Genomic DNA, 25,784 nt, shown 5'->3' on the forward strand with positions numbered 1-25,784 from the left:
GTTCTCCAAATTGTTTTTGATGGGATCAACGTTGATACACATTGACCACCATGTTGCTTCCTATCTGGTGAACCCTGAACTGCTGGTCACCGCTTTGCCAGATATTCGCCGTGTTGGCGTCGCCCTGTTGAATGACATCCACCAGGTTGTCCTGCCCCCATTGCTGCACATTGGCAGTATTCCCTATGCCTTGCTGCAAGATATTGGCGACATTACCGTCACCCTGTTGCAACAGGGCAATATGATTACCGTTGCTTGTGCTCTGGCTGATTGTTGCTTTGTTGAAAATTCCATATTGGCCAATGACCAGCGTATTTGTCTGGTTTTGAACCGATGCCGATAGGCTGATTGACAGAGGAGAGTCCTGCAAATCTGTACCAGAGAGTAGGTCTTGTGCCTGCACAGATGTGCCGAAAGCCAGCAATAATGCCCCGAAGGTCAGGCCTGTTTGCCTGCTTAATTCCCTGAATGCATTGTTGTTTTTATTGGTTTTCATATTTTGGCGCTACTGACTAGATACGTTCGCCATTTCACTCTAGGGGGTTTGCGCTGGGATGAATATCGCCAAAAACGCTTAACTTGCGCTGGCCGCCAATTGACGTCGTTTGTCTGCCATTGCCTGGACTTTTTTATCGGTTTAAACCGGGCGCCTCATACAAAAGTACCAGATGTTTGCTCATGCAAAAGTCGCAGGAAGGTTGGCTTGTGGGGATAAAACTCATGCTAAGGGCGTATTTTCATGGATTAAACTGGCGCCTGCTGATGGACTCTGCTAATTCTGGTTGCGTTGCGAAAATTCCCGATAGTGACATGGAGAATCCTTCAGGCGCCGGTGCAAGCCGGTTTTAAGGAACAGCTAAGATGGATTCCAACCATGAAATATAAACTTTCTGCTTTAACTGTGGCCATGCTGCCAATGTTGGCTAGCGCCTCAGTAGAGATTCAACAGGTATCCGGTTTTGTACCGGACTCTTTGATTGTGGTTTACAAAGAACAAGCCAGCCTGGCAGACCGCCGGGCGGTGAGAGGGCTGGTTACTGCCACCATCAGTGATAGTAACCTGGATGAAGTGGACGACAGATTTAAACACTTGCTGGCTGGCCGTATGGCTAAGTATGAGCTTAAAGGTCTGTCGGTAAAAACGGCACTGGAAAAATTACAGAAACACCCTGCTGTCAGTTATGCCCAGCCCAATTACAAAGTCAGGGCGCTTGGTGTACCCGATGATGCGCGTTTTGATGACTTGTGGGGAATGCATAACAGTGGTCAAACCGGTGGTACGCCTGATGCCGATATTGATGCAGTAGAGGCCTGGGATATTTCCACTGGTAGTCGCGATGTGATTGTCGGGGTCATCGACACCGGCGTCGACTATACCCACCCTGATCTGGTCGCCAATATGTGGAGTAATCCAGGTGAAATTGCCGGTGATGGTATAGATAACGATGGCAATGGCTACATTGACGATATGCATGGTATCAACAGTATTGTGGACAGTGGTGATCCGATGGATGATCACGGCCATGGTACGCATGTGTCTGGTAGTATTGGCGCCGAAGGTAACAATAGTATCGGAGTGGTGGGAGTAAACCATCAGGTTTCGCTGGTGGGTTGTAAGTTTCTGGCCGCAGATGGATTTGGCAGTACGGCCGATGCCATTCAGTGCATTGACTACTTTGTGGCCCTGAAGAATGCCGGGCACAATGTCAGGGTGCTGAACAACAGTTGGGGCGGCGGGCCGGAAGAACAGGCGCTACGTGATGCGATTACGGCATCCGAACAGGCCGATATTCTGTTTGTCGCGGCGGCAGGTAATGACACGGCCGACAACGATGTCAGTCCGCACTATCCCTCCAACTACGAGCATGACTCCATTCTGTCCATTGCCAGTACCGATCATAATGACGAAATTTCCTGGTTCTCCAACTGGGGACTAACCAGTGTGGATATGGCAGCTCCAGGGTCAGACATACTGTCTACCATTCCAGGTGGAGGCTATGGCAACAGCTCCGGTACGTCTATGGCATCCCCCCATGCTGCTGGTGCAGCAGCCTTAGTGATGGCCGTAAATCCAGGTCTCAGTGCATTGGAAGTCAAGCAACTGCTGATGGATAGTGGCGATGACAATGCTGATATGCAAGGTAAAACGGTGTCCGGCAAGCGCCTGAACCTACTGGGTGCGCTGGAAGGGGCGGACCCTGCCCCCAGCTTCCGTTTCAGCGTGTCGCCGCTGCGCACGACGATTGAGGCCGGTGAGTCAGCCAGCTACGAGTTTGCCGTCAGTTCTGTCGCCGACTGGGATGGCAGCGTCGCACTGACACTGGACGCGCCATTACCTGGTGCCAGCTTATCTGCCAGTAGCGTTTCGCCCGGTGAAACCTTTACTCTGACTGTGCCAACTACGGAAGACACTCAGTGGGGGGAATACGAGTTCACCGTAACCGGCACCAGCGCTGAGCTGGTTAAGACCCAAAGTGTGGGTTTGACGGTGAATCCTCAAGGACTGACCGACTTTACATACAGTAATGAGGATAGTCAGCCAATTCCTGATAATAATGCCGGAGGCATTACCTCTGTTATCACGATTCCTGATGATATTACCGTGTTTGGCACCGATGCCTATGTGAATATCACCCACACCTGGTCTGGTGATTTACTGGTGAAATTAACCTCACCTGCTGGCACAGAAGCGGTGTTGCATAACCTGACTGGTGGCAGTGAGGATAATATTGACCGCAGCTTCCTGGTCGATGCCTTCAACGGTGAAGTGGCCACAGGGGACTGGACCTTAAGTGTGTCTGACAATGCCGCTCAGGATACCGGTACGCTGAATCGCTGGTCACTGACTATCACTGGCATTGGCGAAGTTCTGCCAGCTCCGCCTGATGCAGCCTTTAATGTGGACAGCGAAGGTCTGCAGGCCAGTTTCACGGATGCCAGTACTGATGTGAATGGTGATATTGTTTCCTGGAGTTGGGACTTCGGAGATGGCAACACCAGCACTGAGCAAAACCCTGTGCATATGTACGGTGTCTCAGGCACTTATGCCGTTACGCTGATGGTTACCGACAGTGAGGGCAATACCGACAGCCACACTATGGATGTGACGGTATCTGATACGCAGATCAGCCTGGAAGTGGAGCGTGCTTATCTGACCGGATTAGGTTACCTGCGAGTGGATCTGGCCTATGGCGGTTCCCCAGCTGCACAAGTGGATATCTACCGAAACGGTGAAAAGATCGCAACGGTGGATAACACCGGCGTGTATCGGGATCGCGAACGCCGCGCCCAGGGCAATGTGTTCGTGTATAAAGTCTGTGATGCCAGTACGGCATGTTCGGACGAAGTGACGGTCAGTTTTTAAACTGACGAACTGACACCAGGCCGCCATAGGGCGGCCTTTTTTATGTCCAAGGATGGGCGGTATGCCGTGGTCGCATGGATGTGAAGGAACGGCGATGTCCAAGGATGGACGGGACGAAAGCCTGCTCCTGCGTTTTCGTCACTTCCACCATCCTTGGTGGTCGTATGCTGTGGTCGCATGGATGCGAAGGAGCGGCGATGTTTTGTTGGGCTTAAAGCCCAACCCACAGTGGGTCGGACTTCAGTCCGACGATATTTGAATGACAAACAACCCCTGGTATTAAGGCTTAGCAAGGCCACCATAAACAGCAATACCGCGAAAAAGCCGGTGCTTTTCTTGCCTGACAGTTGGTATAACTGTGTATCTCTCACGCACCCGGGATCTAAAAATGCAATTAAGTAAAGCGACGCCTGACTGTCTGGCTGAAATAAGCCAGTGGTTCGACAGTGAAGACAGTCTGAAAATCTGGGGAGGACCTGCCATGCAGTATCCTTTCGACCTGCAGAGCCTGCGCCGCGATACCCGTATTGATGAGTTACCGAGTTGGCTGCTGATGGAAAACAATCAGTTGCTGGGTTTTGGCCAGTACTATCTGCGCGAAGGGCGTTGCCATTTGGGGCGTCTGGTGATTGCCCCAGAGCAGCGGGGCAGGGGACTGGCGAAAGTGCTGATACAACAGCTAAGCCGTCTGGGCAGTCAGGAACTTCAAACCTGCGAAGTATCGTTATTTGTGCTGGCCCATAACCAGGTAGCACATCGCTGTTATTTGGCGATGGGATTTGTCGAAATTCAGTATCCAGGACCATCCATGGGTATTGATAACTGCCTTTACATGGTCGCAGCAGCAGACCATATTTCAGACACCATCTCCCAGCCGAGTAAAGGGAATGAAACATCTGGATTTCTGGTTTGAATTTGCCAGCACCTACAGCTACCCAGCTGCTATGCGCATTGAAAAATTGGCAGCCGAACGTGGCGTAAAAGTGCGCTGGCATGCCTTCCTGCTGGGGCCAATTTTTAAGGCGCAAGGGTGGCGTGATTCACCGTTTAATTTGTTTCCGGCCAAGGGCAACTATATGTGGCACGATATGCAACGGGTTTGCCAACGCTATAATCTGCCTTTTGTGAAACCCTCGCGTTTTCCTCTCAATGGGCTACAAGCCGCCCGCATTGCCTGCTGGTATCAGGATGCAAAATGGTTAAGTGCTTTTGTTAAGGCGGTTTTTCAGGCAAATTTTGTTAAAGACTTAAATATTGCCGATCCCGCGGTGTTGGAACAAATATTAAATGACCTGCAATTAGACGCCGAGGCGATTTTAACCCAGGCCCAGAGCGTAGAATCTAAAGCCAGATTGCAGGCGGCGAACCAGCAGGCGGTGCGCCTGGGCATTTTTGGTGCGCCATTTTTTATCGCCGGGCAAGAGCCCTTCTGGGGCCAGGACCAGTTGGAACTGGCGCTGGATTGGTGCCTGCACAGTGAAGCCAACCTCAGCTCGTTTGGTTAACAGTATGGCGACCGTGAGGTTATTTTTCAGGAACTAACTGTCGGCAAAGCATGAGCCTGGGGGGTAAGCATTAGGTAGATTAATGCCGTTGCATTTTAACGGAGAGTCTATAATGCCGATGTTACGCGTTAATCGCGCCCGCCAAACCGGGCTACTTGCAGGTCTGTTGTTGCTGGTGGCGCAATCCACCTGGGCGCTAAGCCACGAACTATCGTCACCTGACGGCAGAGTGAAACTGCAAATCAATCAACAACAAGATCTGACCTATCAATTGACGGTGGACAATCAGTTGGTGGTAAAGCCTTCTGCTATTGCCATGGCATTCACCGATGGCGTACGTTTTGACGGTCGGGCGATGCTGGTGGACAGCCGCAGGACCAGTTACAAAGCTGTTGTTACACCGGAGGTAGCAGTACGCAGCAGCAAGATCCCTGAGCAGTACAATCAACTGACACTAAGTTTTAAACCTGGCTTCAGCCTGACCTTCCGGGCGTACAACCAAGGTATAGCCTACCGCTTTGAAGGACATCTGAGTGACAATGCCACTTTGCTTAATGAGGACAGCAATTTTAACTTTGCCGCAGGCACCTTTGCCTTTTTTCCGTTTGAGAAAAATTTCCGCACCGCCACTCAGCCCACCTTCACGCCCTTGCCAAGTAAGAGCATTGATGGTGATGAATTGGGGAGCTTGCCGGCATTATTTGTGGCGCAGGGGATCAACCTGCTAATCACTGAGTCGGATCTTCAGGATTATCCTGGTATGTGGTTAAAAGGCCGTGGTGATGGAAGCCTTTATGGTGTGCATCCCAGGAATCTCAATGAGGCAGGCCAATTGACTGAGGAAATTGCCACAATAACGCGTAAAAGAAGCTATCCCTGGCGTATTATCGGCGTTGCCCGCAACGATGCTGAACTGTTGGATATCCAATTGCCTTATCTACTGGCTGAACCCTCCAGGCTCAAAGACAGCAGTTGGATTAAGCCAGGTAAGATTGCCTGGGATTGGTACAACGAAAACAACCTCAAAGGCGTGGATTTTCGCGCTGGTATCAATACGGCAACCTATAAATACTATGCCGACTTTGCCGCGCAGTTTGGTATCGAGAGCATATTGATCGACGATGGATGGTCTACGCATGAAGACGTAATGACCTTGCTGCCGGGTATTGATGTGCCAGACATTGTGGATTATGCCAAAAGCAAAGGGGTGAGTGTGCAGTTATGGGTGCCCTGGTCAGGATTGGATAAGCAGATGGATCAGGCTATGGCCTTGTATAAACGTTGGGGGATCACCGGACTTAAGGTGGACTTTATGAACAGCGACAGCCAAAGCATGGTGAACTTTTACTGGCGTACCGCCGAAATGGCTGCAAAGCACGAGCTGATGATCAATTTCCATGGTTCCTACAAACCGGCCGGCTTGCACCGGACCTATCCCAATGTATTGACCCGCGAGGGCGTCAAAGGTTTGGAAAACCATAAATGGTCAGATGCTATTACGCCTACTCATAATCTGCATTTACCCTTTATCCGTATGATTGCCGGTCCTATGGACTACACGCCCGGTGCGATGGCCAATGCCCATCGTAAGAACTTTAATGCAGTGTTTTCCCGTCCTATGAGCCTGGGGACCCGTGCCCATCAGGTGGCCATGTTCGTGTTGTATGAAAGCCCGCTGCAGATGCTGGCCGATACGCCCAGCAGCTATCAGGCTGAACCTGCTATTCCGGAATTTATCGCCGCCATTCCAACGGTATGGGATGACTACCGGGTGTTACATGCCAGCATCGGTGAATATTTGGTAATGGCCAGACGCAAGGGCGATAAATGGTATATCGGTGCCATGACCAATGAACAACCCAGAAGCTTTATCTTGGAATTAGATTTCGTGGATAGCGGGCGGTATCAAATGAATAGCCTGGCAGACGGTATAAATGCCGATAAACATGCAGAAGACTTTCGTCTGGATAGTCAGTTAGTAGAGAAAGGTCAGAGGATCAAGATTGAACTGGCTGGAGGTGGTGGCTGGACAGGGATATTAACCCCGGATTGAGCCGTTATTGCTTTGGTCATTTTAACATCCGGCGATCTTTTCGTCGGATTTTTTATATTCAAAGCTCTGCCAGGGAAATGAACAGACACCAGCCGGGCATGCCCGGCTGTATTGTCGTGTCGCTATAGGGTAATTTCCAGTGGTACTTGTCCAAGCCATGCGTAGTCATGACTTTGGCCGTTATACCTTAGCTGCACACGCGTCTGCTCTCCGTCCCGGTGTGCGCACAGGTCAAACTGGCGATTGAAAGCCTGGATGTTATTCAGACACATGTTGTCCCAACCGCTGGGCAAATGGGGAGCAAGGGTAAAACGATCAAAACCTGTGGGCTCGATGCCGAACAAGCCTTCGGTAATCACTCTGGCATACAGACCACTTTCAGCTGACAGATGTCGTTGTCCACCCTCTGGCCAGGCTTCGACCGCATAGGGCACATGATCATTCAACAGACGTTTGCGGCTGTAGTATTTAAAATAGCTCATCGCGATGTCTGTCTCGCCAGCTGCGAAGATACCGCGAAAGGCGTATAAGGTGGCGCGATCCCAAAAGGTAGTGTCGCCAGATTCGGTGTAGATACCATTTTCACTCCACAGCAATGGTGAGAGCAAGGCATCCAAGGTGCCTTGCTTGCGCTCGGTCATTCCCATGGTCAGCGGCAGGGCGATCCAGGCGCGCAGCTTGGTATTGCCGTCATAGTATCGGTAGGTGTCAAAACCTTCTACCTGGGCGGAAAAGTAACGGTTTATAGCTTGCCGAAGCTGCTGTGCGGCTTGAGTGTACTCTGAGGACTTATGCTGATTTCCCAGTGCTCTGTGCATATGGCTGGCGGATATCAGAGCGCCATACGCCAGAGTGTTAGTGCTGAGATTGACCTCGCCGGCTTCAAATCGGCCTTCTAGTTCGTCACTGTCAGAAGCTATAACACCATCGGCAGTTTTCTTTGTGTTGTTGTAGTCAATGCACCAATCTATCAATGGACTGAGTTGTCTGGCGGTTTCTGTTGAACCCAGAGCCAGGGCATACCGCGCTGCTCCGTAGGCAATCATGGCGCAGTCGCCACGGTCCCCTGCGCCGTTCCAGATATCCTTGCCTTCGGCAATAATGGAAGAGGGGATAGGATGATAGGCATCATTCATATATCGAGCAAAATGACGAAAGCTGTTGAGTGCAGATTCATTGCCGTTTCTATCACCAAGGAATGGAAAAAACGGGTTGACGTACTCAGCCTGGTCATTTGCCCAGATAGCGGCATAGTAACGACCTCCGCCGGGGCCATGCATCAAGCCGCCAGCCGTGCGGAAAATACTTTCCGCCGCGCGCAATTTGGCAAATTCGAACATTTGGTTAATAACCGGATCCGGGGTTACCAATTGCAGTTTGTTAGCCAGTGAAGCGATATAGGCCTGGCGTGCAGCCAGGGTCTTTTCAGGCTGCAGTTGCGGGCTTTCATCCGCTTGGCTGGCGCTGAATGTCAGGATGTTGCTCAGTGACTCACCTGGTTGCAACCAATGGCTACCGCTTAAACTGCTGGATGCCAGGATTTTGTAGCTGCCACTTGCCCCTTGTTCGGTCGGGGTCAGTACCTGATAGTTCAGCGGTGTTATATCTACCTGTATGGCTAGCTGGCTATTGTTGGTCAGGGTTTGTTGTTCTACTAACATTGGTTCGGTAGGGCTGGGAGACAAGGTACGAACAAGTGACAAGTCCGGTGTCAGTTGACTGCGAATTGTCAGGATGCCGTCAAAGCGAATCTGTTGCGGCTGCTCCGTGGTTAATGGTTCGCCCCCAACCTTGATTTGAGGTGACAAGCTCAGTGGAAAGTCGTGTATCAGACTGGCGTGGGTGTCATTGGGAAGCGTTCTTAACATAGGCCAGACCAGCCTTCGGTTCAGGCTAAGTTTCCCTTGCTCGTCGCTGCCATAATGAATAATGGCTGACATCTGCTCACCGCTGAATTCGATATGATCCTGATGGGAGTCAGTGACTTGCCACTGAATGGCACCAGGTAACAATTGCCAGCGGTTATGCAGAGTATCGGCCAGGTGATTTAAATCAACCTGCGCAGGGACACCGGCACAGGATGACAGTGCGACAGACAGTGAAAGTGCGAGGATAGTTTTACGCATAATAATGTTGCTACTCCTTGGGTAAATGCGTTGCTAGTGATGATATGAATCGGTGCGTATCTTCAGGGTCTTGTTACGAAACTCTTGTGGCGTCATATTCAGCTCACGCTGAAAGATGTCGTAAAAACGGCTGATGGAGCCAAATCCGGCCTCAATGGCGATATTCAGCACCCCCTGTTCGGTATCCACCAACAGGGCCTGGGCATGTTGCAGCCTGAGCTGATTGATATATTGCTTGATGGAGACCTTCATCACCCGCTGGAACAACTTCATGGCGTAGTTGGGATGCAGCCCCGTGGCCGCAGCCACCTTGGCAATGGTAATTTTCTGATCATAGTGCTGGGCAATGTAGCGCAGCATGGTTTCGATGTGTGACAACCCGGACACCGGACTTTTTTGCACCACATGCAGGTCCAGATTAAACAGACCAAAATGATGATAGCCTTCCACCGACATGCGCCTGACCCGGCTACGGATTTCGCTGACCACCTGCGCGGTCAGGGCATCCTGTTTTTTTTGCAGATCGTGCTGCCATTGCTGGGTCAAGGCCAGATCGGCCTTATTTGGATGGCTGGCCACCAATACTTCACCTTGTAACAACAGGCTGCTGAAATCGCTGGGTAGCTTCCAGGTTTGAAATGATTGCAATGGAATATAAATGTTGACCATATGACCATCCCCCTGGGAGGCCGTCATCTGATGAGGAATGGATGCCCAAAACAGGATCATCTTGCCCTCCGGTACCCGGATTTTTCTGCCGTTAATCAAATACTCGGCACTGCAATCAAACAGGAAGTTAATCTCAATATGGCCATGCCAATGACTATGCGGCATGACTTCTGGCGGATGCACATGAAACCCGAATTTACATTCGTTGCCCTGCGCGGTGAGCGGGCTGGTATGGTCAAACACGATTTTTTCGATCCAATCTTGCATGGCTTGTTAGGTTTTTGTGTATTTTGTTAATTAAGCATATATATCATACAAAATGTGGCAAGGTTTTGTGGCAATCTGAGAGTAACTGGTTAGTTTTCAGGAATACGGCGCCCTTTTGGGCGCCGGGCTTTATCAGAAGGTGGCGCGCACGCCGAGTGAATAACGCCGTCCGTAAGTAGCGGCGTATTGGATATGCGCAGGATCGCCCACATAGCGACTGTCGACCTTGTCCTGAACATTGCTGACACTGGCCTGCAAGCTTATATGTTGGCTTATTTCATAGCTGGTACTGATATCCATCCAACTGGTGCTGGCGGCCATCACCGGCTCAACCACATAGCCATCCGGCGTCCAGGAAGATTGATCCCAAGCCTGATATTTGGAGCGGGCGTTATAGGCAATCCGGGCCTGGAACTTATCCTGTTCATAAAACAACACCAGGTTATATTGATGCTTGGACAAGCCCAAAAACGGCTTATCTTTTCCTTGTTCGTCTTTTTCGCCCGACAAACTGTTGTTGTAGGTGTAGTTGGCCTGGACCCCGAAACCGGCCAGATAGTCTGGCAGCAGCCCATCAAAGGTTTGCAGCCAGGCCAGCTCATAGCCGCGGATTCTGGCCTTCACATCGTCGTTATTGTAAGGCTTGTTCACTTCAAAGGGCTGACCGTCAATCTCTTCGGTGGTTTTGTCCCATTTGATAAAGCTGGCCACTTCTTTGTAAAAGCTGGCGAGGGTCAGGGTGCCGTCCTTGGAATAATACCACTCCAATGCGCTATCTAACTGGTCAGCACTATATGGTTTCAGGCCGGGCACCGACATGGAATAACTGCGAACCCCCTGATCATTGGGCTGTATATTAATGGAGGTATAAGGTGACAACTCCCACAATGACGGCCGCGAAATCGACTGCGACAGGGCCGTACGGAACACCAGTTCATCATTGATGCTTAGCTTGAAGTTCAAGCTGGGCAAGAGGTTATGGTAGCTTGACTGCTCGGCAACCGGTTGTACCTCTTGCCAGCTGTCATCTACTGGCTGCCCTTGTGCATCAAATCTCAGCTTGTGGATGTTCTGAGTATGGCCGGATGAGGTGACCTCAGTGCGGCTGTAACGCAAGCCGATATTCAGCAGGTAGGGCATGTCGAACAAGCGGTTTTCGATATTGGCCTGTACATAGGCACTGAGAATTTGCTCCTTGATACTGAAGGACTCGGCCAGATAGATGTCGGTGTTTAACAGATCGGCAGAGCTTGGATCCAACTGCTGCAAAAAGGCATACAAACCTTGCATGTCAATAGCGGCCCAGTTCGCCGGGATATTGGCGCTGCTATCGCCCATAAAATTATTCACGTCACCCGCAATCAGCACCGAGCTCGGCAACTGCCACCATTGGTGGCCATAAAAATCCACCAATGCCGAATCCGGGGCATTGACCTTGTCGAGATTTTCGCCGGCAAAGATTGAGGGATTGCGCGAACGGTGGGTGGTACGCTGCTTTTCCTGGCTGTCGTAGCCCGCTCCAAATTGCACCGATGTCAGCCAATCATGGCCACCTTGCCAGGTGCCGTCCAATGCCAGGCGGGAGGTTTGATCTTCAACACCGGTGCCGTCGGTATTGGTGTACCAGGCACCAAAGGTACTTTGTGGTGTTACTTCTTCAGACAGAATAATGTCTGGTACCGAACTGCCGTTGGCCCAGTTGATGCCGGCCGATTCTACTCCGGAGCGGGCAACCACGTACTTGTTATCGCCGTTATTGGCGTTTTTGGCCTCGGAGTGGGCAGCATCCAGTGACAGATCCCAGGCATCCGAGAACCAATGCAGATTCAGTCCTAATTGATAAGTGGTGTTACGCCTGGGGTTCAGGGTATCCACAATATCCATCAGCGCCGGTCCCTGCCAGGCAAGCTGTTTGGCCCAGCCCTGTTCATCAGCTTCGGCACTGGTATAGACACCATTTAAGGCTGGCAACCAGCTCTCGGAATAGGTCACCACAGATAACTGTCGACCATGGGAGTCGATATCATACTGGCTGTACAGGGCATCCACATTGACATCCCAGTTGTCGGCAGGCCGCCATTGCAACGCCACCGTGCCGCCGGTGCGAACCCGCTCGTCCTCATAAGTGGTCAACTGTGCGTAGCCTGGGAATCTTAGCGCCGGATATTCCACCTCACCGTCGCGGCTAACATCAACCTCTCTGGCATGGAAGGACCAGGCTTGGTAACTATCGTGACGGTTGGTGTAGTTGGAATGGCTGATGGACGCCAGCATGCCCCATTTACCCTCGTCGAACTGCTTACTGACAATAAAGGACGCCCGAGGGTCGAAGCTTTCGGCGCGTTCGTTATAGGCGCTGTTTACTGAGCCGGCCAGTACAAACTCATCCAGGTCCAGCGGACGGGCGGTTTTGACATCAATCACTGCGCCGATGCCGCCTTCTGGCAACTGAGCCTGAGGGGTTTTATGCACCTCGATACCGCTGATCAGCTCTGAGGCAATGACATCATAATTGAAATCGCGGCTGGCGTTATCTGAGGCCAGTTTGCGCCCGTTTAAGGTGGTGATGTTGTAATTGCCGGTCAGTCCGCGCACGGTTACGGTTTGCCCTTCACCATTTACCCGGGTGACGCTGACACCGGGAATACGTTGCAGCGATTCTGCAACGTTCTCATCAGGAAATTTGCCAATATCCTCGGCAACGATGGCCTCAATCAGGTTGTTGGCCTGTTTTTTTAATTGCTGGGCTTCTTTGAGACTGCTGCGAAACCCTCGGACCTGGATCACTTCGGTATCCTGATCATCTGCCACTTGTGTGGTGCTATTTTGCTCGCTTGAGATCTCCGAGGTGGCCTTCACCGTTTGTGCCCAACTGTTGCTGCCCAGAAGTGCGCCGATTAACAGGGCCAGAGAGGTTTTTTTCATTATGTTCTGCCTTATCAGTAAGTGTCTGGCCTGTCTTCCCTGCGCGGCCGTGAATGTCCGGTCAGCACCTGTTGTGAGCTGCTGAACCGGCGGGTATCACTCTATTGATCGCCAGGTGACAATATTTCTCTTCCTTTAAGGCAAGGGCTGATTCTCGAAAACTAACAATGCACCCAGGCTGTGTTGTTGGCTAATTACATTTGGCGTTAGCACCGGGGCGTGTTGTTAGTCTGTTGAGCGCATTGGCATTGATAAATGGGCATTTGCTGCGTTGTCGACACCAGAGATGTCGCGTTTTTTCAGGGATTATTCCCGGTTTGTGTGCTTTGGTGGCTGCAGCATTGACCCACCCGGGGGCCATCGCTAAGTTAATGCCATCTCACAGACAGGTGTCGGCGTCGGTCATGTCGACAAGCTTTGGCGCAGGATGTAACAGCTCAATGACAACTTTCAATATGGCGGAACATGCTCATCGCCGCCTCAATCCCTTAACCGGCGACTGGGTATTGGTATCGCCGCATCGCAACCGTCGTCCCTGGCAAGGCCAGACCGAAGCGCTGGTTGAGGACAATACTGCCAGCTATGACGCCGGATGCTATCTATGTCCCGGTAATGCCAGAGCCACGGGGCTGCGCAATCCAACCTACACCGAGCCATTTGTATTCACCAACGATTTTGCCGCCATGACCGCCGATACCCCATTGTTTCAAGGCGGGCAGGATGAATTATTTGTAGTGCAATCTCAGCGCGGCACCTGTCGGGTAATTTGCTACTCCCCCGATCACAGCCGCACCCTGGCACAACTTGAGGTCAGCCAGATCCGGGCGATCATCAACACCTGGATTTTGCAGTATCAGCAACTGTCCGCAACCCACCAGTGGGTACAGGTATTTGAAAACAAAGGCAGTATTAATGGTTGCTCGAATCCGCATCCGCATGGACAGATATGGGCCAGCAGCGCTGTGCCCAGCTTACCGGCCAGAGTTGACGCGGCGCAGCGTCGCTATCATCAACAACATGGCCGCAATCTGCTGCTGCACTATTGTGACAGTGAACGGCAGCGCCAAGAGCGTGTGGTGATAGAAAATGCAGACTGGCTGGTGGTGGTTCCTTACTGGGCCGCGTGGCCATTTGAAACGCTGGTTTTGCCTAAATGCCATGTCGCGCGAATGGAAAGCCTGAATGATCGGCAGCAGCAGCACCTGGCCGAGGTATTAAAACGGCTTACTACCTGCTATGACAACCTGTTCCAGTGTGACTTTCCCTATTCCATGGGCTGGCACGGGGCTCCTTATTTGGAAGGCACGACCCGCTACTGGCAATTGCATGGTCACTTTTATCCACCACTTCTGCGTTCGGCACAGGTGCGTAAGCATATGGTTGGTTATGAACTGCTGGCCGAAATTCAACGGGATATGACGCCGGAACTGGCGGCAGAACAATTACGTCGCCATCTCGGGCGACATCACAAGCAAGCCAAATTGGATGTGCAATATGCGTGAGATGCAACCCTTGCTTGATGCCTTTCGTCAGCATTTTTCTAACCCAGCAGCAATGCTGTTTCGCGCCCCCGGTCGGGTTAATCTGATGGGTGAGCATACCGACTACAACCAGGGATTTGTATTGCCCTGCGCGCTGAATTTATACACTTATGTGATCTGTCGTCCCCGACCTGGACCGATAATTACCTGCCGGGCCTTGGTCATGCCGACACAGCCGGATGAATTTAATCTGGACCAGCCAATTCTGCCACGCGAGCAAGGCCATTGGGGCAACTATGTGCGTGGGGTGGCAGCAGTAATGCGTCAGCGCGGCGTTGTGTTGGCAGGCTGTGAACTGTTAATTGCAGGTACGCTGCCCCAGGGTGTTGGGCTGAGTTCATCGGCTTCACTGGAAGTGGCGTTGGCCATGGCATTTGCTGCCATGGCCGGACAAGCCCTGACACCTCAAGACAATGCGGGTATTGGTCAGCAGGCCGAAAATCAGTTTGCCGGGTGCCAATGTGGCATCATGGACCAACTGATTTGCGCCGCAGGGGTCGCTGAGCATGCGCTGTTGTTGGATTGCCGCGACCTGGCTTATCAGCCGGTGCCGATCCCTGACGGGCTGGCGCTGATGATCATTGAATCCGGCGTCAAGCGTAAACTGACCGGCAGCGAGTATAATCTGCGACGCCGTCAATGTGAGGCGGCTGCCGCACATTTGGGCAAGGCCTGGTTGCGTGATGTCGATGCCGTGCAACTTGTCGAGCATAGGCACAGATTACCTGCGCTGCTGGCTAAGCGAGCCGCCCATGTTGTCAGTGAAAATGACCGGACTCTGTCAGCGGCAAAGGCGCTGGCCGAACAGGATATATCCGCTCTAAGCCAGTTAATGGCTGCATCACATCGCTCCATGGCCGAGGATTTTGAGATTAGCGTGCCACCCATAGATTTTCTGGTGGCTTTGCTACAGGAGATAATTGGTGAGCATGGCGGGGCCAGAATGACCGGCGGCGGTTTCGGCGGTTCGGTGGTAGCCCTGATGCCCCAGGCCCTGCTTGCTGACGCAGAGGCCCGGGTGATGGGTCACTACGCGCAGCAAACTGGACTGCATCCCAGGGTTTTACTTTGTACCGCCGCGCAAGGGGCACAGCGGCTTATCTAATCAGTTTGGATTTAGCTGGCGATACATCAGGTACAGGTGGGCGGCGCTCCAACTGAAGTTGGTTGCGCCTTGTACAGCGCCGTTCAAGGGGTGGTAGTTTTCCCTGATGGCACCGTCTTGCAACAAGCCCTGTGAATTATTCAGTAAGCGCAGTGCCAGCTCAGCGGCCTGCTGGTGATAGCCGTATTTATCCAGTGCCATTACACCGAAGTACCATTGATCCAGCCATACCCGGCCGCGCCAATAAATGTCCGGATGATAAGCCGGGTTGCTTTGCGCTGCGGTACCCAGCGGAACATAGGTGTTAAATTCGTCACTGGACAGCATCACACTGGCCACGGCATCTGCCTCCTTTTGCCCTGCAATGCCTGCCCATAAAGGCGCCCAACCCTCTGGACCACGGCCTCTGGCGGTAAGCAGCTTGCCACTACAACCAGATGTGTCGGCTTTTTCGCGGCCAATCTGGCGGTCGTAATAGAAGCCACTGTCCTGGTCAAAAAAGCATTGGTTGACCCGTGCAGCCAATGTTTCACTTTGGCTCTGCCAGCGCCGGGATTGTTCCGCTAACCCCAAAACCTTAGCCATTTCAGCCAGCAGGTGTTTTTCCATCGCCAGGTAGGCATTTAGCTCTACCGACTCCTGATCGATAGAGAAACCTAATAATGTGCCGTCCTTGCTGTGATTTTCAAAGAAGCGCACCTGCCAGTCCAATCTGGCCTGCTGCAGATTACCGGCGTAGTGCTGCTCTGCATAAGTCTGTAACTGTTCGGTATTGATAAAGCCAAAACGCGCAGCGTTATCCATACCCGACTCCCATCCGGCACCATGCTGCGCACCAATATCCAGTTCATGGTACTGGCCTGAGCTAAGCACCTGTTCATAGAGTGTTGCACCTGCACACTGGTACCAGTCCTGTGACTTGTGCTGGCAGTGGGTTTTAACCTGCTGGCTGATGTCACCTTGCTCCAGGGGTTTGATATCAAACAGAATATGGCCTTGTTGATCATTGTGCAGCGGATGGGCGGTGGCACCGTATTCGGCCAGGCCGTTCTGGTTGTGATCGCGATTTTTGTACCACCACTGGTGATAGGCCACCAGTTTAGGGTAGAGCTGTTCAAGCAAGGCTTTATCCTGACTGGCCTGATACAGCTCCCATACTGCCCAACTGGCCAGTGGCGGTTTGGTGTTGCGCTCATTCCAGTTGCCGCCATCTCCGCCACGCTGGGCATCCTTATTATAGAAAATTGCATCGATCACCATGCCGGCATCCTGCGGACGCAGCGGGTCATCAGCTTGAATCTGATAATCAAACATGGCCAGAATATTGTCTTTGGCCACGTCGGGGGCAAAATGCGCCATGGCAGCGGCATGTTTCCAGCTATCCCAGGCCCAGGCGCCATTAAACCAGCGCGCGGTGACCGACGGGGTGACGACATCATGTTTAAGTGCACCGGCGCTGCCCCGCCAATTGCCCAGCAGCGTTTGCATGGCTTTTTCTGCCAGCGCATCAGGCAGCAGGGCTTGTTGCATCAGGCCTTTTTCCCGGTATTGCTGCCAGCGCTGCTGGCTTGCTTCAATGGCTTTAGCCGGGCTGTTGAACACCTCATCAAGTCGGCGGCTTTCCTGTTGCCATTCCTGCTGACTATGCACATAACTATGGCTGGTATAGATGACCTGGCGCTGTTTGCCGTCCAGATTCAACTGATGGCTGGCCTGATAGGCCAATGTTCCGGCCTGTTCATCTTGGCTTGGGACGGAGCGGCGAATCTGATAGCGACTGTCGCCGGAAAGCAGCATATTCCAGGTGCTGCGCACATTACCAAGCTGGATCTCAACGCTCTGCGGTTGGGTTTTGATGCTGCGCTGCCAATCGGGGTATTGCTTTGTCAGGGGCAGTTCATCCTGCCAATCTTGCAGCAACTGGCCTTGCCAACGCAGCGTCAGGGGCAGCGGTTTGTCGGTTTTATTTATCAAACTGGTGCTAACAATTGCACTGCGCGGCGTGACAAAGTGCAGACTCAGTTGTAGCTCCAATTGTGGCCAGTGGTAACGCTGTTGCAACTGACCGGCCTGGTTTTCAAAACTGACCTGTGCTTCTGCATAATCAAGATCTTTGTCGTTGACACTGATGTTTAGTTTTTCCAACTGATTGGCCAGATACAGGCCATATTCTTCGGCAACAATCATTGGGCCGTTGAAGGCACCGTATTCTTCGACCCGGTCAGGTTGTAAAAAGCCATGCCAGGCGCCAAGGTCAAACAGCGGGTTAAATGCCTGGTTACCAAATTTGTCGAGCATGCGCATGGCGGTGGGGCTGCCCTGTCTGTCCAATGTGGGAGTCTGGTCCATCTTTGTTTGCTGCGATGCGCAGGCAGACAACCAAAGTGCGCTGCACAGCAAACCAAGCCGACCAACTGTAGATAACCGCAACATCAACTTACCTCTTTTGCTTTGGGCACGGCACATTTTCGCACAACTTAGCCTGTTTATGCCGTTAACCATATGTAAAACTCTGATTAAAAGTATTTATACTATAAATATTGCAACTGTAAAAAGCCAGTAGTAGTATCCATCACAAGATTGCTGCTAAAGGCAATCAATCAAAACGATAAAACATATTTGAAACAACAAGTTGGAACGCTCAAGGGAGTCGTCGCATGACAGGTAAACAGAGCAAATTGGGCTACCTGCCCATGATGGTAATGATTAACATGGGCGTGATAACGTCTATGACAGCTCAGGCGCAGAACAGTGTGCAGGTGGCTGAAGACGAGCCTGTTGAGGTGATTAGCGTAAGAGGGATTAAAGGCAGTTTGATCCGCTCTATGGATATCAAGCGCGAAAGTGGCAATGTGGTGGACGCCATTACCGCTGAGGATATCGGCAAATTCCCCGACCAGAACGTCGCCGAGTCACTGCAACGCATTACCGGTGTGGCCATTGATCGCGAAGGCGGTGAAGGGCAGTTGGTTAGTGTTCGCGGTCTGGGGCCGGAGTTTAACTCTGTATTGGTTAACGGTCGCACTATGGCGTCTATCAGTGGTGGCCGTGCTTTTAGTTTCGATACCCTGGCCTCGGAGCTTATCAGTGGTGCCGAAGTGCATAAAACCTCTTACGCATCCCATCAGGAAGGCTCCATTGGCGCATTAGTCAATGTGACCACCTTGCGCCCCTTTGATATTGACGGCTTTAAAGCCAGCGGCAGTATCAAAGGGGTATACGATGATATGACCGGCAGCACTAAGCCTCAGTTGTCCGGCCTAATCAGTAATACCTTTGCCGATGATACCCTGGGTGTGCTGCTGTCGTTTTCCCATAATGAGCGTAAAAGTCGTTATGATTCAGCACAAACCTTTGGTTATCTGACCCGGGATATCACGCTGGATGATGGCAGTGCCGAAGCCGGGGTGCTGATGCCACGTAACTACGATCAGATTTCCCAGACCGAGACCCGTGACCGCACCGGCGGTACCTTGGTACTGCAGTATCGCGCCAGCGACAACCTGGTACTGACCGCCGATGCCCTATATTCCAAGTATGATGTGGATTATCGCCAGGACATTCTGGCCCACTGGTTTGATAACAGTCAGATCACCGATGCAGAGCTGGACAGTAACCGCACCTTGGTCAAATTATCTATGGGCCGTGGCAGTAATACCGATTATCTGAACCGTCTTTCCCAGCGTCCGACTGAAACCAAAGCCTTTGGCTTTAATGCCAAATGGCAGGTGAACGACAGTTTGGAGTTGACTGGCGATATCTTCAGATCTGAAGCCGAGTCTAATGGCGGTGGCCGCACCACGGACACAGTGGCGTCTTATCAGAATAATTATACCTTTGATAACAGTGCCGGGGCTGAGCTGCCAAGCATTCAGTTTGATAAGAACCTGTCCACAGATGGCGTAAAAGCTGGCTGGGGAAGCCGCTTTGGTTCAGATATCGCTGATGAAATCACTGAAGCTAAATTGCAGGGCGAATGGGCTGCGGACATGGGCGTGCTGGCGAAGGTGAAATTTGGTACCACCTATTATGACCGCACATTAAGTTCGCGCTATGCCGAATCGGCCTGGCAAGTGTCTGTATTATATGGTGATAACCCGACGCCGGTTTTGCTGCCGTCCAGTATGTTCAGCAAGTTTGATGGGGGCTTTTTAAGTGGTGCCACCGGTAATCCGCCGCAGGAATGGCTAACCTTCAATTCTGAAGATTTCTTTAACTACCTGTTGTCTGATGCCGCGATTGCGCAGTTGGATGATCCGGCGGCCGGACGCCAATTAATTGAAGAATTTGGCGGTTATACCGCGCACCCTTCTAACTCTGCCTATGAAATCAATGAAAGCGGCCTGTCTTTCTATACCGATTTCTTCTTTGAAGGCGAGTTGGGGGAGATGTTCTGGTCACTGAATGCCGGTCTGCGCTATGTGCAAACCGACAATGCCAGCCGTGGTCAGCAGCTTTTCCTGCTGGACCTGTTGCCGCTGAATAACGGCCAGAATGAAGTGCAGCCCAAGCGTTCGGAAGATTATCTGCCCATAGAGGTGGAGCATGAATATAACAATCTGCTGCCCAGCCTGAACGCCAGCCTGGAAATTCGTGATGATCTGATTGCGCGCTTCTCTTATTCACAGAGCATCACCCGTCCGGAACTGGGAGAGATGTCGCCGGTTACCAACTACAGCGGCGGTAAAGTAGATGCGCTGAATGCCAGTGGCGGTAACCCTAAACTGAAGCCTTTTGAGTCCGATAATCTGGATTTGACCTTGGAGTGGTACTACAGCGAAGGAAGTTACGCTGCTGTGGCGATGTTCCGCAAGGACATCGACAATTATGTGGACTGGGGCATAACCGACGAAACGGTCACAGTGCCAAGTGGCACCTATCAGTATAAGGTTGGTCGACCGGTAAACCTTAACAGCGCAAGGATTGACGGTTACGAGCTGGCGGTACAACACTTATTCAGCAATCTGCCTGCGCCTTTCGATGGCCTGGGGGTGATTGCCAATATGACCTTCGTTGACAGTGAATCCAGCTCGGATGATCCGGCCAATCCTTTGCCCTTAGTGGGGCTGGGGGATTCACAAAACCTGATCCTGTTCTACGAGCAAGGTCCGTTCCAGTTCCGTGTGGCTTATAACAACCGTAACGAGTTTATGCAGTCCAAGGAAAATGGTTACGGCGGCGCGCCGATTTATGTGGATGATTATGCCCAGGTGGATATCAGCGGCAGTTATGATATTAACGATGATCTGACGGTATTTTTTGAAGGCATCAATATCACTAATGAGCTGACCCGCAAGCGCGGCCTGTATGAAAATCACATCCTTAATGTGATTGAAACCGGCCCCCGTTATGCGCTGGGTGTTAGAGCCACATTTTAATCTCCCATGTGATGGGGACAGCTCCATCTTTTTCCCTGTGTTGGGCGCATCAGCGCCCTTTTTTTCAGACCAATGCAATCTGACTGTGCAGCACGGTAAACACCGCCAGTCCATCGGCATTATTCACGGCTTCCTCTCGAGTCAGGCCTGGCTGCCGAAACTTTCCTAGATAATCTTTTTTAGTGCCTCAACGCTGCGCTGGTAGGCTGCTTCAGCCATCTTCTCCTTGTTTTCAATCTTACCTACATATGACGTGACGGTCTTTATCGGCATGTTTGTCTCCTTGTTATGACATCCATCTTGGGGGTGCTGCGACAGCTCAGTGTAGTTGACACATTTAGAACAATAAAAAAACACTGTTAAATGTTTGTAAAATAAAATTGAGGTATTTATACTATAAATAGTTTTAATGTGATGGTTGTGTTAATGCCGATGCATTGTTGTCCTGCATCCATATGAAACTGAACCACAACACTTGAGCACTCAAACCAAAGCAAGAGGTATAACCATGCAAGCTGGAACACCTAAACTCGCGTACCTGTCACTCTTGGTGGCCTGTAACTTGGGCCTGGCCATGCCGGTCGCGGGGCAGGAGCAATCCGCTGGACAGGATGTGGAAGTCATCAGCGTTAAAGGCATTAAAAGCAGCCTGATCCGCGCAATGGATATCAAGCGTGAAAGCACCAATGTGGTAGACGCCATCTCGGCCGAAGATATTGGTAAATTCCCCGACCAGAACGTCGCAGAATCCTTACAGCGTATTACCGGCGTATCTATCGACCGCGAGGGGGGGGAAGGCCAACTGGTCACCGTACGGGGCATGGGGCCAGAGTTTAACTCGGTGTTGCTGAATGGGCGTATGCTGGCCACTGTGGGTGATCCGTCTTCCATGAACTGGGATGGCACACCGGGCGGACGTGCCTTTAGCTTTGATATTTTGCCGACAGAGCTGATTAATGGTGCTGAAGTGCACAAGACGCAATCAGCCGCAGTGCAGGAAGGCGCCATTGGTGCCACCATTAATATCACCACTATGCGTCCTTTTGATAACAAAGGCTTTCAGGCCGTGGCCAGTGTGAAGGCCATGTATGACGATATGACAGGTAAAACCAAACCGCAGTTGTCTGGGGTGGTGAGCAACACCTTTAATGATGACAAGTTGGGTGTGTTGTTGTCCTTTGCCAGTTATCAGCGTGAAAGCCGTTATGAAGAAGCCAATACAGCTTACTACTTTAAGATTACCGATCCGCTGGATGGTCAGGATTATGGCCAGGTCTATTTTCCCCGTAATTATGACCAAATTGTTCAGAACGAAGACAGAGAACGTACCAGCGGCACTATGGTGGTGCAATTTGCCCCCCATGATGATTTGACCATCACCGCTGACTATATGCATTCCAACTATGATGTGAGTGGACGCCAGGATATTTACCCATCCTGGTTTACCCCGGACAACGTCAGAAATCCCGAGCTGGATGCCAACAACACCCTGGTGTATGCCGACTTTGTTGATGTGTATGTGGAATCCATGGCCCGTCAGTCCGATGCCTCCAGTACCCTGGATGCCTATGGTGTGAATATTGATTGGCAGGTCAACGAGTATTGGCATAGCGAGCTGGATGTCAGTGGTTCCAAAGCCGAGTCAGACCCTGGTAAAGGTTGGTCTGATGTGGTGGTAGGGCGTCCTGGCGAGTTTTCTTATGATCGGCGCCAGGGCCAGCAGGTTCCCACCATGACCTTTGACCCCCTGAAAGCGGGTGATTCACTGACCGCAGGCTGGACGTCACTACAAGGTACTGAACTGGATGATGAGGTCTTCGCGGTTAAGTTCGACAACAGCCTGGTGGTGGAACTGGGCCCTTTGGTGGAAGTTAACTTTGGCGCCCAGTACACGGATCGCACCTTAGGTAAGGTGTATGGCGAAACCGAAGGGCCGCTGTCCTGGATATTTGCTGACAACAGTACGCGAATTCCCCTGCCGGAAACATTGTTCAGACTGTTTGATGCTGACGGCTTCCTGTCCGGCGCATCCGGTACCCCGGTTAACCAGTGGCCTACTTTTAATACCGATGAAATTATGGCGTACCTGAGCCGGGATGAAGTCATTGCCATGTTGGATGATCCAGAGGCGGCCAGAGCGGTAATAAGCCGTAACGGCTTTGGTCGGGTGCTGGACCAGTCCGCCTATGAAGTGAACGAAGAAGTCACGGCTTTTTATACCGATTTTAACTTTGAAGGCGAGCTAAACGGGATGTTCTGGAACATGGTAGCAGGGCTGCGCTATGTGGATACCACCAGTACCTCCAGTGGCAAGCAGATCGCCTTGTTGGATCTGCAGCCGTCACAGAATGAACCCAATAAAGTCTTTGCGGTATATTCCGATGACTATGTGCCGGTGGAGATCAGCAACAGCTATAAGGACTGGTTGCCCAGCCTGAACGCCAACATGAATTTCACTGATGACTTGATTGGGCGCCTGGCCTGGTCAAAGTCCATTACCCGGCCAGAGCTGAATGAGATGAGCCCGCTCACCAGCTATGGCGATGGTCAGATTGACGGCCTGAGTGGTTCTGGCAGCAACCCATTATTGGCACCATATACCTCGAAAAACCTCGACTTGTCGCTGGAGTGGTATTACGACGAAGGCAGTTATGTGGCGCTGGCTTACTTTAACAAAGACATTGACGGCTACCTGGGCACCAGTGTGGTACCGGAAACCCTGGTATTACCCAGTGGCAGCTACAACTACGAGATTTCCCGGCCGGTGAATGAAAATAACACCGAGGTGGATGGCTACGAGTTTGCCGTGCAGCACATGTTCAGCAGCTTGCCAGAGCCCTTTGACGGCCTGGGTGTGATCTTTAACCTGACCAAAGTGGACAGCCAGTCCAGCGAAGACAATCTGCCGCTGATCGGCCTGGGCGATTCGCAAAACCTGATCCTGTTCTACGAGAAAGACGGTTTTCAGTTACGTTTAGCCTATAACAACCGGGCGCGCTTCCTGCAGACCAAACCGGTCACCAGCGGCAGCCGTCAGCGTGATGGCCATTATGTGGACGATTATAAGCAGTTGGATGTCAGCGGCAGCTATGACATTGACGAAACCTGGACGGTGTTCTTTGAAGGCATCAACCTGACCAATGAACTGACGGTGAAAAGTGCTGAGTATGCCAATCAGACCTTGCAGGTCATTGAAACCGGCCCCCGTTATGCCCTTGGATTAAGAGCCAAGTTCTGAGAATCAAGCGCCGGGCCTTCGCCCGGCCTCAGTTGCAATCCTGAGCTGTTGGGCGCGTATGCGCCCTTTTTTGTTGGGGATGGACGGGCTGAAAAATCATAAGCTACGTCCCTGTAGCTTACCTGCAAAGCAGGCCAGCTAAAGCTGTTCTATAGCGCTCCGTACGCTATAGTGCTCCTGCGTTTTCTACACTTCCACCATCCATGGCGGTCGGCAGAAGAACCGCTCCTGCGTTTTCTGCACTTCCACCATCCATGGCGGTCGTATGCAGATGTGGCAGGAGCACTCATCGGCTATTGTTGTCCGGCTGGGGTCGTCGGCTGAATAGTTAACGGGCTCAGGCTGATAGTCAGATTGCCCGCTGCGCCGATGCGGTCAATATATTGCTGCCCCTGCTGCACGGTATACAGTTGGTCCACCTGATCGTCATCATTGATAAACCAGCGATCCGGCATCGCGTTTAATAACTTGTTGCTCAGTGCCGGAATGGCCCGATAGGGCTGCAATTCTGCCGAGGGGATGGCCGCCATCACGTCGCCAGCCAGTTCCAGCAGGTGCTGGGCCAGTTGCTTGTAGTTGGTATTATCATCCTGCTCCATAAACAATATATCGGCCGCTCCCCAGCGATAGCGCTGCCAATAAATCAGGATTTGATTTGGCTGATAGACCTGTTGTTGCTGGTTAAGATACGGCAGTTCAACAATATCCAGCTCGGGTTCATCGCGGCTGGCATTAACTCCACTGACGATGGCGTAAATTTCTGCGTCACCGGAGATCCAAGGCTCCTTATCATCCTGCACACTGATTTTATCTATCAGGGTTACCTGCAGTGCAGAGGACGACTGCGCTGTAGAGTGCACGGTTTGTAAAGGGTGCGGTTTAGCTTGTTTCATTTTCTGCCAGGTGCTGCGCATGCTGCTGATGGCTGCCTGCATTTCCGCACGACCGTCGGTGTCCACCACCAATACCGGCCGTTCAGGCACTTGATACACATCCAGCAAATACAATTTACCTTGTGTATCAAAGGCTTCAATATAATCCCAACTGGCTTCGTTACCGGCTGGTGCAAAGGCAAACAAGGGCGCCTGGCCCGTTTGCCAGGCGCTTAACATACTGGCGTTAGCTAAGCGTACTTGCAGTAAATTCTTTCTGCCCTTTACCAATCCCTTACGTCGATGCAAGGCGGTTTCGGCCTGTTGCAGTTGTAAAGACAGTGAATGGCCCGGGTGCTGCTTAATCAGTTGTGCACTGGATACGCTGAGGCTGGCACCTGTGATCTGCTGTTTAAGCGTGCTGTCCCAGTCTGCATATTGCAGCGCTAAATGGTAGGCAAGTTCGCGCTTTTGCAGGCTGACTTGGTGAGCCTGGCTATTGGCCTGTGCCAAATGGCTGCAGCTTGTCAGGCAGGCCATTAACAGCGCGAATATTCGGTTTTGCATAAGCGATAACTCCTTAATGACGGCTTATTTCCAAGTGGTTCCCCACTGGTCTGACCTTATGCTGTGGGTATCTGGTCTGTCCAGTTGATTTGTATTGGTTTGGATATGCCGCACCAGGCTTGGGTATGGTTTTTTATAGCCACGGCAGAGCTGAGGCAGTTGCTGCACTGTCGC

14 protein-coding genes are annotated in these 25,784 nt (G+C 51.8%); 8 read left to right on the top strand and 6 right to left on the bottom strand.

The genetic code is table 11. The features are described from left to right. Window positions 1-25: 25 nt before the first annotated feature. Complete coding sequence (locus ABD028_RS18495; RefSeq protein ID WP_102797805.1) at window positions 26-496, bottom strand: curlin subunit CsgB; 471 nt, start codon at window positions 494-496, stop codon at window positions 26-28. A 378-nt stretch (window positions 497-874) separates the two neighbouring features. On the opposite strand from ABD028_RS18495, the gene ABD028_RS18500 reads away from it, so the two are divergent. From ABD028_RS18500 to ABD028_RS18515, 4 genes are all read left to right on the top strand, one after another. Continuing rightward, the gene (locus ABD028_RS18500; protein WP_343846935.1) at window positions 875-3,364 is read left to right on the top strand and encodes a S8 family serine peptidase; all 2,490 of its coding nucleotides are present in this window, start codon (window positions 875-877) and stop codon (window positions 3,362-3,364) included. Window positions 3,365-3,752: 388 nt separating this feature from the next. Then, window positions 3,753-4,277: a GNAT family N-acetyltransferase gene (locus ABD028_RS18505; RefSeq protein ID WP_102797808.1), complete on the top strand. Its 525-nt coding sequence runs from the start codon at window positions 3,753-3,755 to the stop codon at window positions 4,275-4,277. Next, window positions 4,252-4,869, top strand: coding sequence for a 2-hydroxychromene-2-carboxylate isomerase (locus tag ABD028_RS18510; protein ID WP_343846937.1), 618 nt, complete (start codon window positions 4,252-4,254; stop codon window positions 4,867-4,869). The genes ABD028_RS18505 and ABD028_RS18510 overlap by 26 nt, the downstream gene beginning before the upstream one ends. Before the next feature lie 112 nt (window positions 4,870-4,981). Then, a complete protein-coding gene (locus ABD028_RS18515) occupies window positions 4,982-6,922 on the top strand; it encodes a glycoside hydrolase family 97 protein (protein ID WP_343846939.1) in 1,941 nt (646 codons plus the stop codon). A gap of 122 nt (window positions 6,923-7,044) precedes the next feature. Here ABD028_RS18515 and ABD028_RS18520 read toward each other — a convergent pair whose 3' ends face one another. The 3 genes from ABD028_RS18520 to ABD028_RS18530 form a co-directional block, all read right to left on the bottom strand. Next, entirely contained in the window at window positions 7,045-9,048 is a 2,004-nt protein-coding gene (locus ABD028_RS18520) for a glucosidase family protein (RefSeq protein WP_343846941.1), read from the bottom strand. Window positions 9,049-9,081: 33 nt separating this feature from the next. Further along, on the bottom strand, window positions 9,082-9,984 hold the full coding sequence (locus tag ABD028_RS18525) for a helix-turn-helix domain-containing protein (RefSeq protein ID WP_343846943.1): 903 nt from the start codon (window positions 9,982-9,984) through the stop codon (window positions 9,082-9,084). 132 nt (window positions 9,985-10,116) lie between these two features. After that, window positions 10,117-12,909 carry a TonB-dependent receptor gene (locus ABD028_RS18530; protein WP_343846945.1) on the bottom strand — a complete coding sequence of 931 codons (2,793 nt, stop codon included), beginning with the start codon at window positions 12,907-12,909 and terminating at the stop codon, window positions 10,117-10,119. 440 nt (window positions 12,910-13,349) lie between these two features. Between ABD028_RS18530 and ABD028_RS18535 the strand changes: the two genes are divergently transcribed. Next, on the top strand, window positions 13,350-14,411 hold the full coding sequence (locus ABD028_RS18535; protein ID WP_343846947.1) for a UDP-glucose--hexose-1-phosphate uridylyltransferase: 1,062 nt from the start codon (window positions 13,350-13,352) through the stop codon (window positions 14,409-14,411). Next, window positions 14,404-15,555: a galactokinase gene (gene galK, locus ABD028_RS18540; RefSeq protein ID WP_343846949.1), complete on the top strand. Its 1,152-nt coding sequence runs from the start codon at window positions 14,404-14,406 to the stop codon at window positions 15,553-15,555. Before ABD028_RS18535 ends, galK begins: the two co-directional genes overlap by 8 nt. Here galK and ygjK read toward each other — a convergent pair whose 3' ends face one another. Further along, the gene (ygjK, locus tag ABD028_RS18545) at window positions 15,556-17,904 is read right to left on the bottom strand and encodes an alpha-glucosidase (RefSeq protein WP_425542135.1); all 2,349 of its coding nucleotides are present in this window, start codon (window positions 17,902-17,904) and stop codon (window positions 15,556-15,558) included. It abuts the gene before it with no gap. Between the two features lie 308 nt (window positions 17,905-18,212). Here ygjK and ABD028_RS18550 point away from each other — a divergent pair, with 308 nt between their 5' ends. Both ABD028_RS18550 and ABD028_RS18555 read left to right on the top strand, forming a co-directional pair. Continuing rightward, window positions 18,213-20,933 carry a TonB-dependent receptor gene (locus ABD028_RS18550; protein ID WP_343846953.1) on the top strand — a complete coding sequence of 907 codons (2,721 nt, stop codon included), beginning with the start codon at window positions 18,213-18,215 and terminating at the stop codon, window positions 20,931-20,933. Between the two features lie 508 nt (window positions 20,934-21,441). Then, window positions 21,442-24,171, top strand: a complete 2,730-nt coding sequence (locus tag ABD028_RS18555) for a TonB-dependent receptor (protein WP_343846954.1) — start codon at window positions 21,442-21,444, stop codon at window positions 24,169-24,171. A gap of 293 nt (window positions 24,172-24,464) precedes the next feature. Here ABD028_RS18555 and ABD028_RS18560 read toward each other — a convergent pair whose 3' ends face one another. After that, the gene (locus ABD028_RS18560; protein ID WP_343846956.1) at window positions 24,465-25,610 is read right to left on the bottom strand and encodes a DUF3103 family protein; all 1,146 of its coding nucleotides are present in this window, start codon (window positions 25,608-25,610) and stop codon (window positions 24,465-24,467) included. Window positions 25,611-25,784: the final 174 nt, after the last annotated feature.

This window comes from Bowmanella denitrificans (assembly GCF_039522935.1).
In the GTDB taxonomy this organism is placed as follows: Bacteria; Pseudomonadota; Gammaproteobacteria; order Enterobacterales; family Alteromonadaceae; genus Bowmanella; species Bowmanella denitrificans.

What these genes read in the sequence shown, in the direction of transcription:
- ABD028_RS18525 (WP_343846943.1), bottom strand. Translation starts at nt 9,984, where the DNA reads ATGCAAGATTGGATCGAAAAAATCGTGTTTGACCATACCAGCCCGCTC.
- ABD028_RS18500 (WP_343846935.1), top strand. Translation starts at nt 875, where the DNA reads ATGAAATATAAACTTTCTGCTTTAACTGTGGCCATGCTGCCAATGTTG.
- ABD028_RS18510 (WP_343846937.1), top strand. Translation starts at nt 4,252, where the DNA reads ATGAAACATCTGGATTTCTGGTTTGAATTTGCCAGCACCTACAGCTAC.
- ABD028_RS18530 (WP_343846945.1), bottom strand. Translation starts at nt 12,909, where the DNA reads ATGAAAAAAACCTCTCTGGCCCTGTTAATCGGCGCACTTCTGGGCAGC.
- ABD028_RS18505 (WP_102797808.1), top strand. Translation starts at nt 3,753, where the DNA reads ATGCAATTAAGTAAAGCGACGCCTGACTGTCTGGCTGAAATAAGCCAG.
- ABD028_RS18535 (WP_343846947.1), top strand. Translation starts at nt 13,350, where the DNA reads ATGACAACTTTCAATATGGCGGAACATGCTCATCGCCGCCTCAATCCC.
- ABD028_RS18515 (WP_343846939.1), top strand. Translation starts at nt 4,982, where the DNA reads ATGCCGATGTTACGCGTTAATCGCGCCCGCCAAACCGGGCTACTTGCA.
- ABD028_RS18555 (WP_343846954.1), top strand. Translation starts at nt 21,442, where the DNA reads ATGCAAGCTGGAACACCTAAACTCGCGTACCTGTCACTCTTGGTGGCC.
- ABD028_RS18495 (WP_102797805.1), bottom strand. Translation starts at nt 496, where the DNA reads ATGAAAACCAATAAAAACAACAATGCATTCAGGGAATTAAGCAGGCAA.
- ygjK (WP_425542135.1), bottom strand. Translation starts at nt 17,904, where the DNA reads ATGGACCAGACTCCCACATTGGACAGACAGGGCAGCCCCACCGCCATG.
- ABD028_RS18560 (WP_343846956.1), bottom strand. Translation starts at nt 25,610, where the DNA reads ATGCAAAACCGAATATTCGCGCTGTTAATGGCCTGCCTGACAAGCTGC.
- galK (WP_343846949.1), top strand. Translation starts at nt 14,404, where the DNA reads ATGCGTGAGATGCAACCCTTGCTTGATGCCTTTCGTCAGCATTTTTCT.
- ABD028_RS18520 (WP_343846941.1), bottom strand. Translation starts at nt 9,048, where the DNA reads ATGCGTAAAACTATCCTCGCACTTTCACTGTCTGTCGCACTGTCATCC.
- ABD028_RS18550 (WP_343846953.1), top strand. Translation starts at nt 18,213, where the DNA reads ATGACAGGTAAACAGAGCAAATTGGGCTACCTGCCCATGATGGTAATG.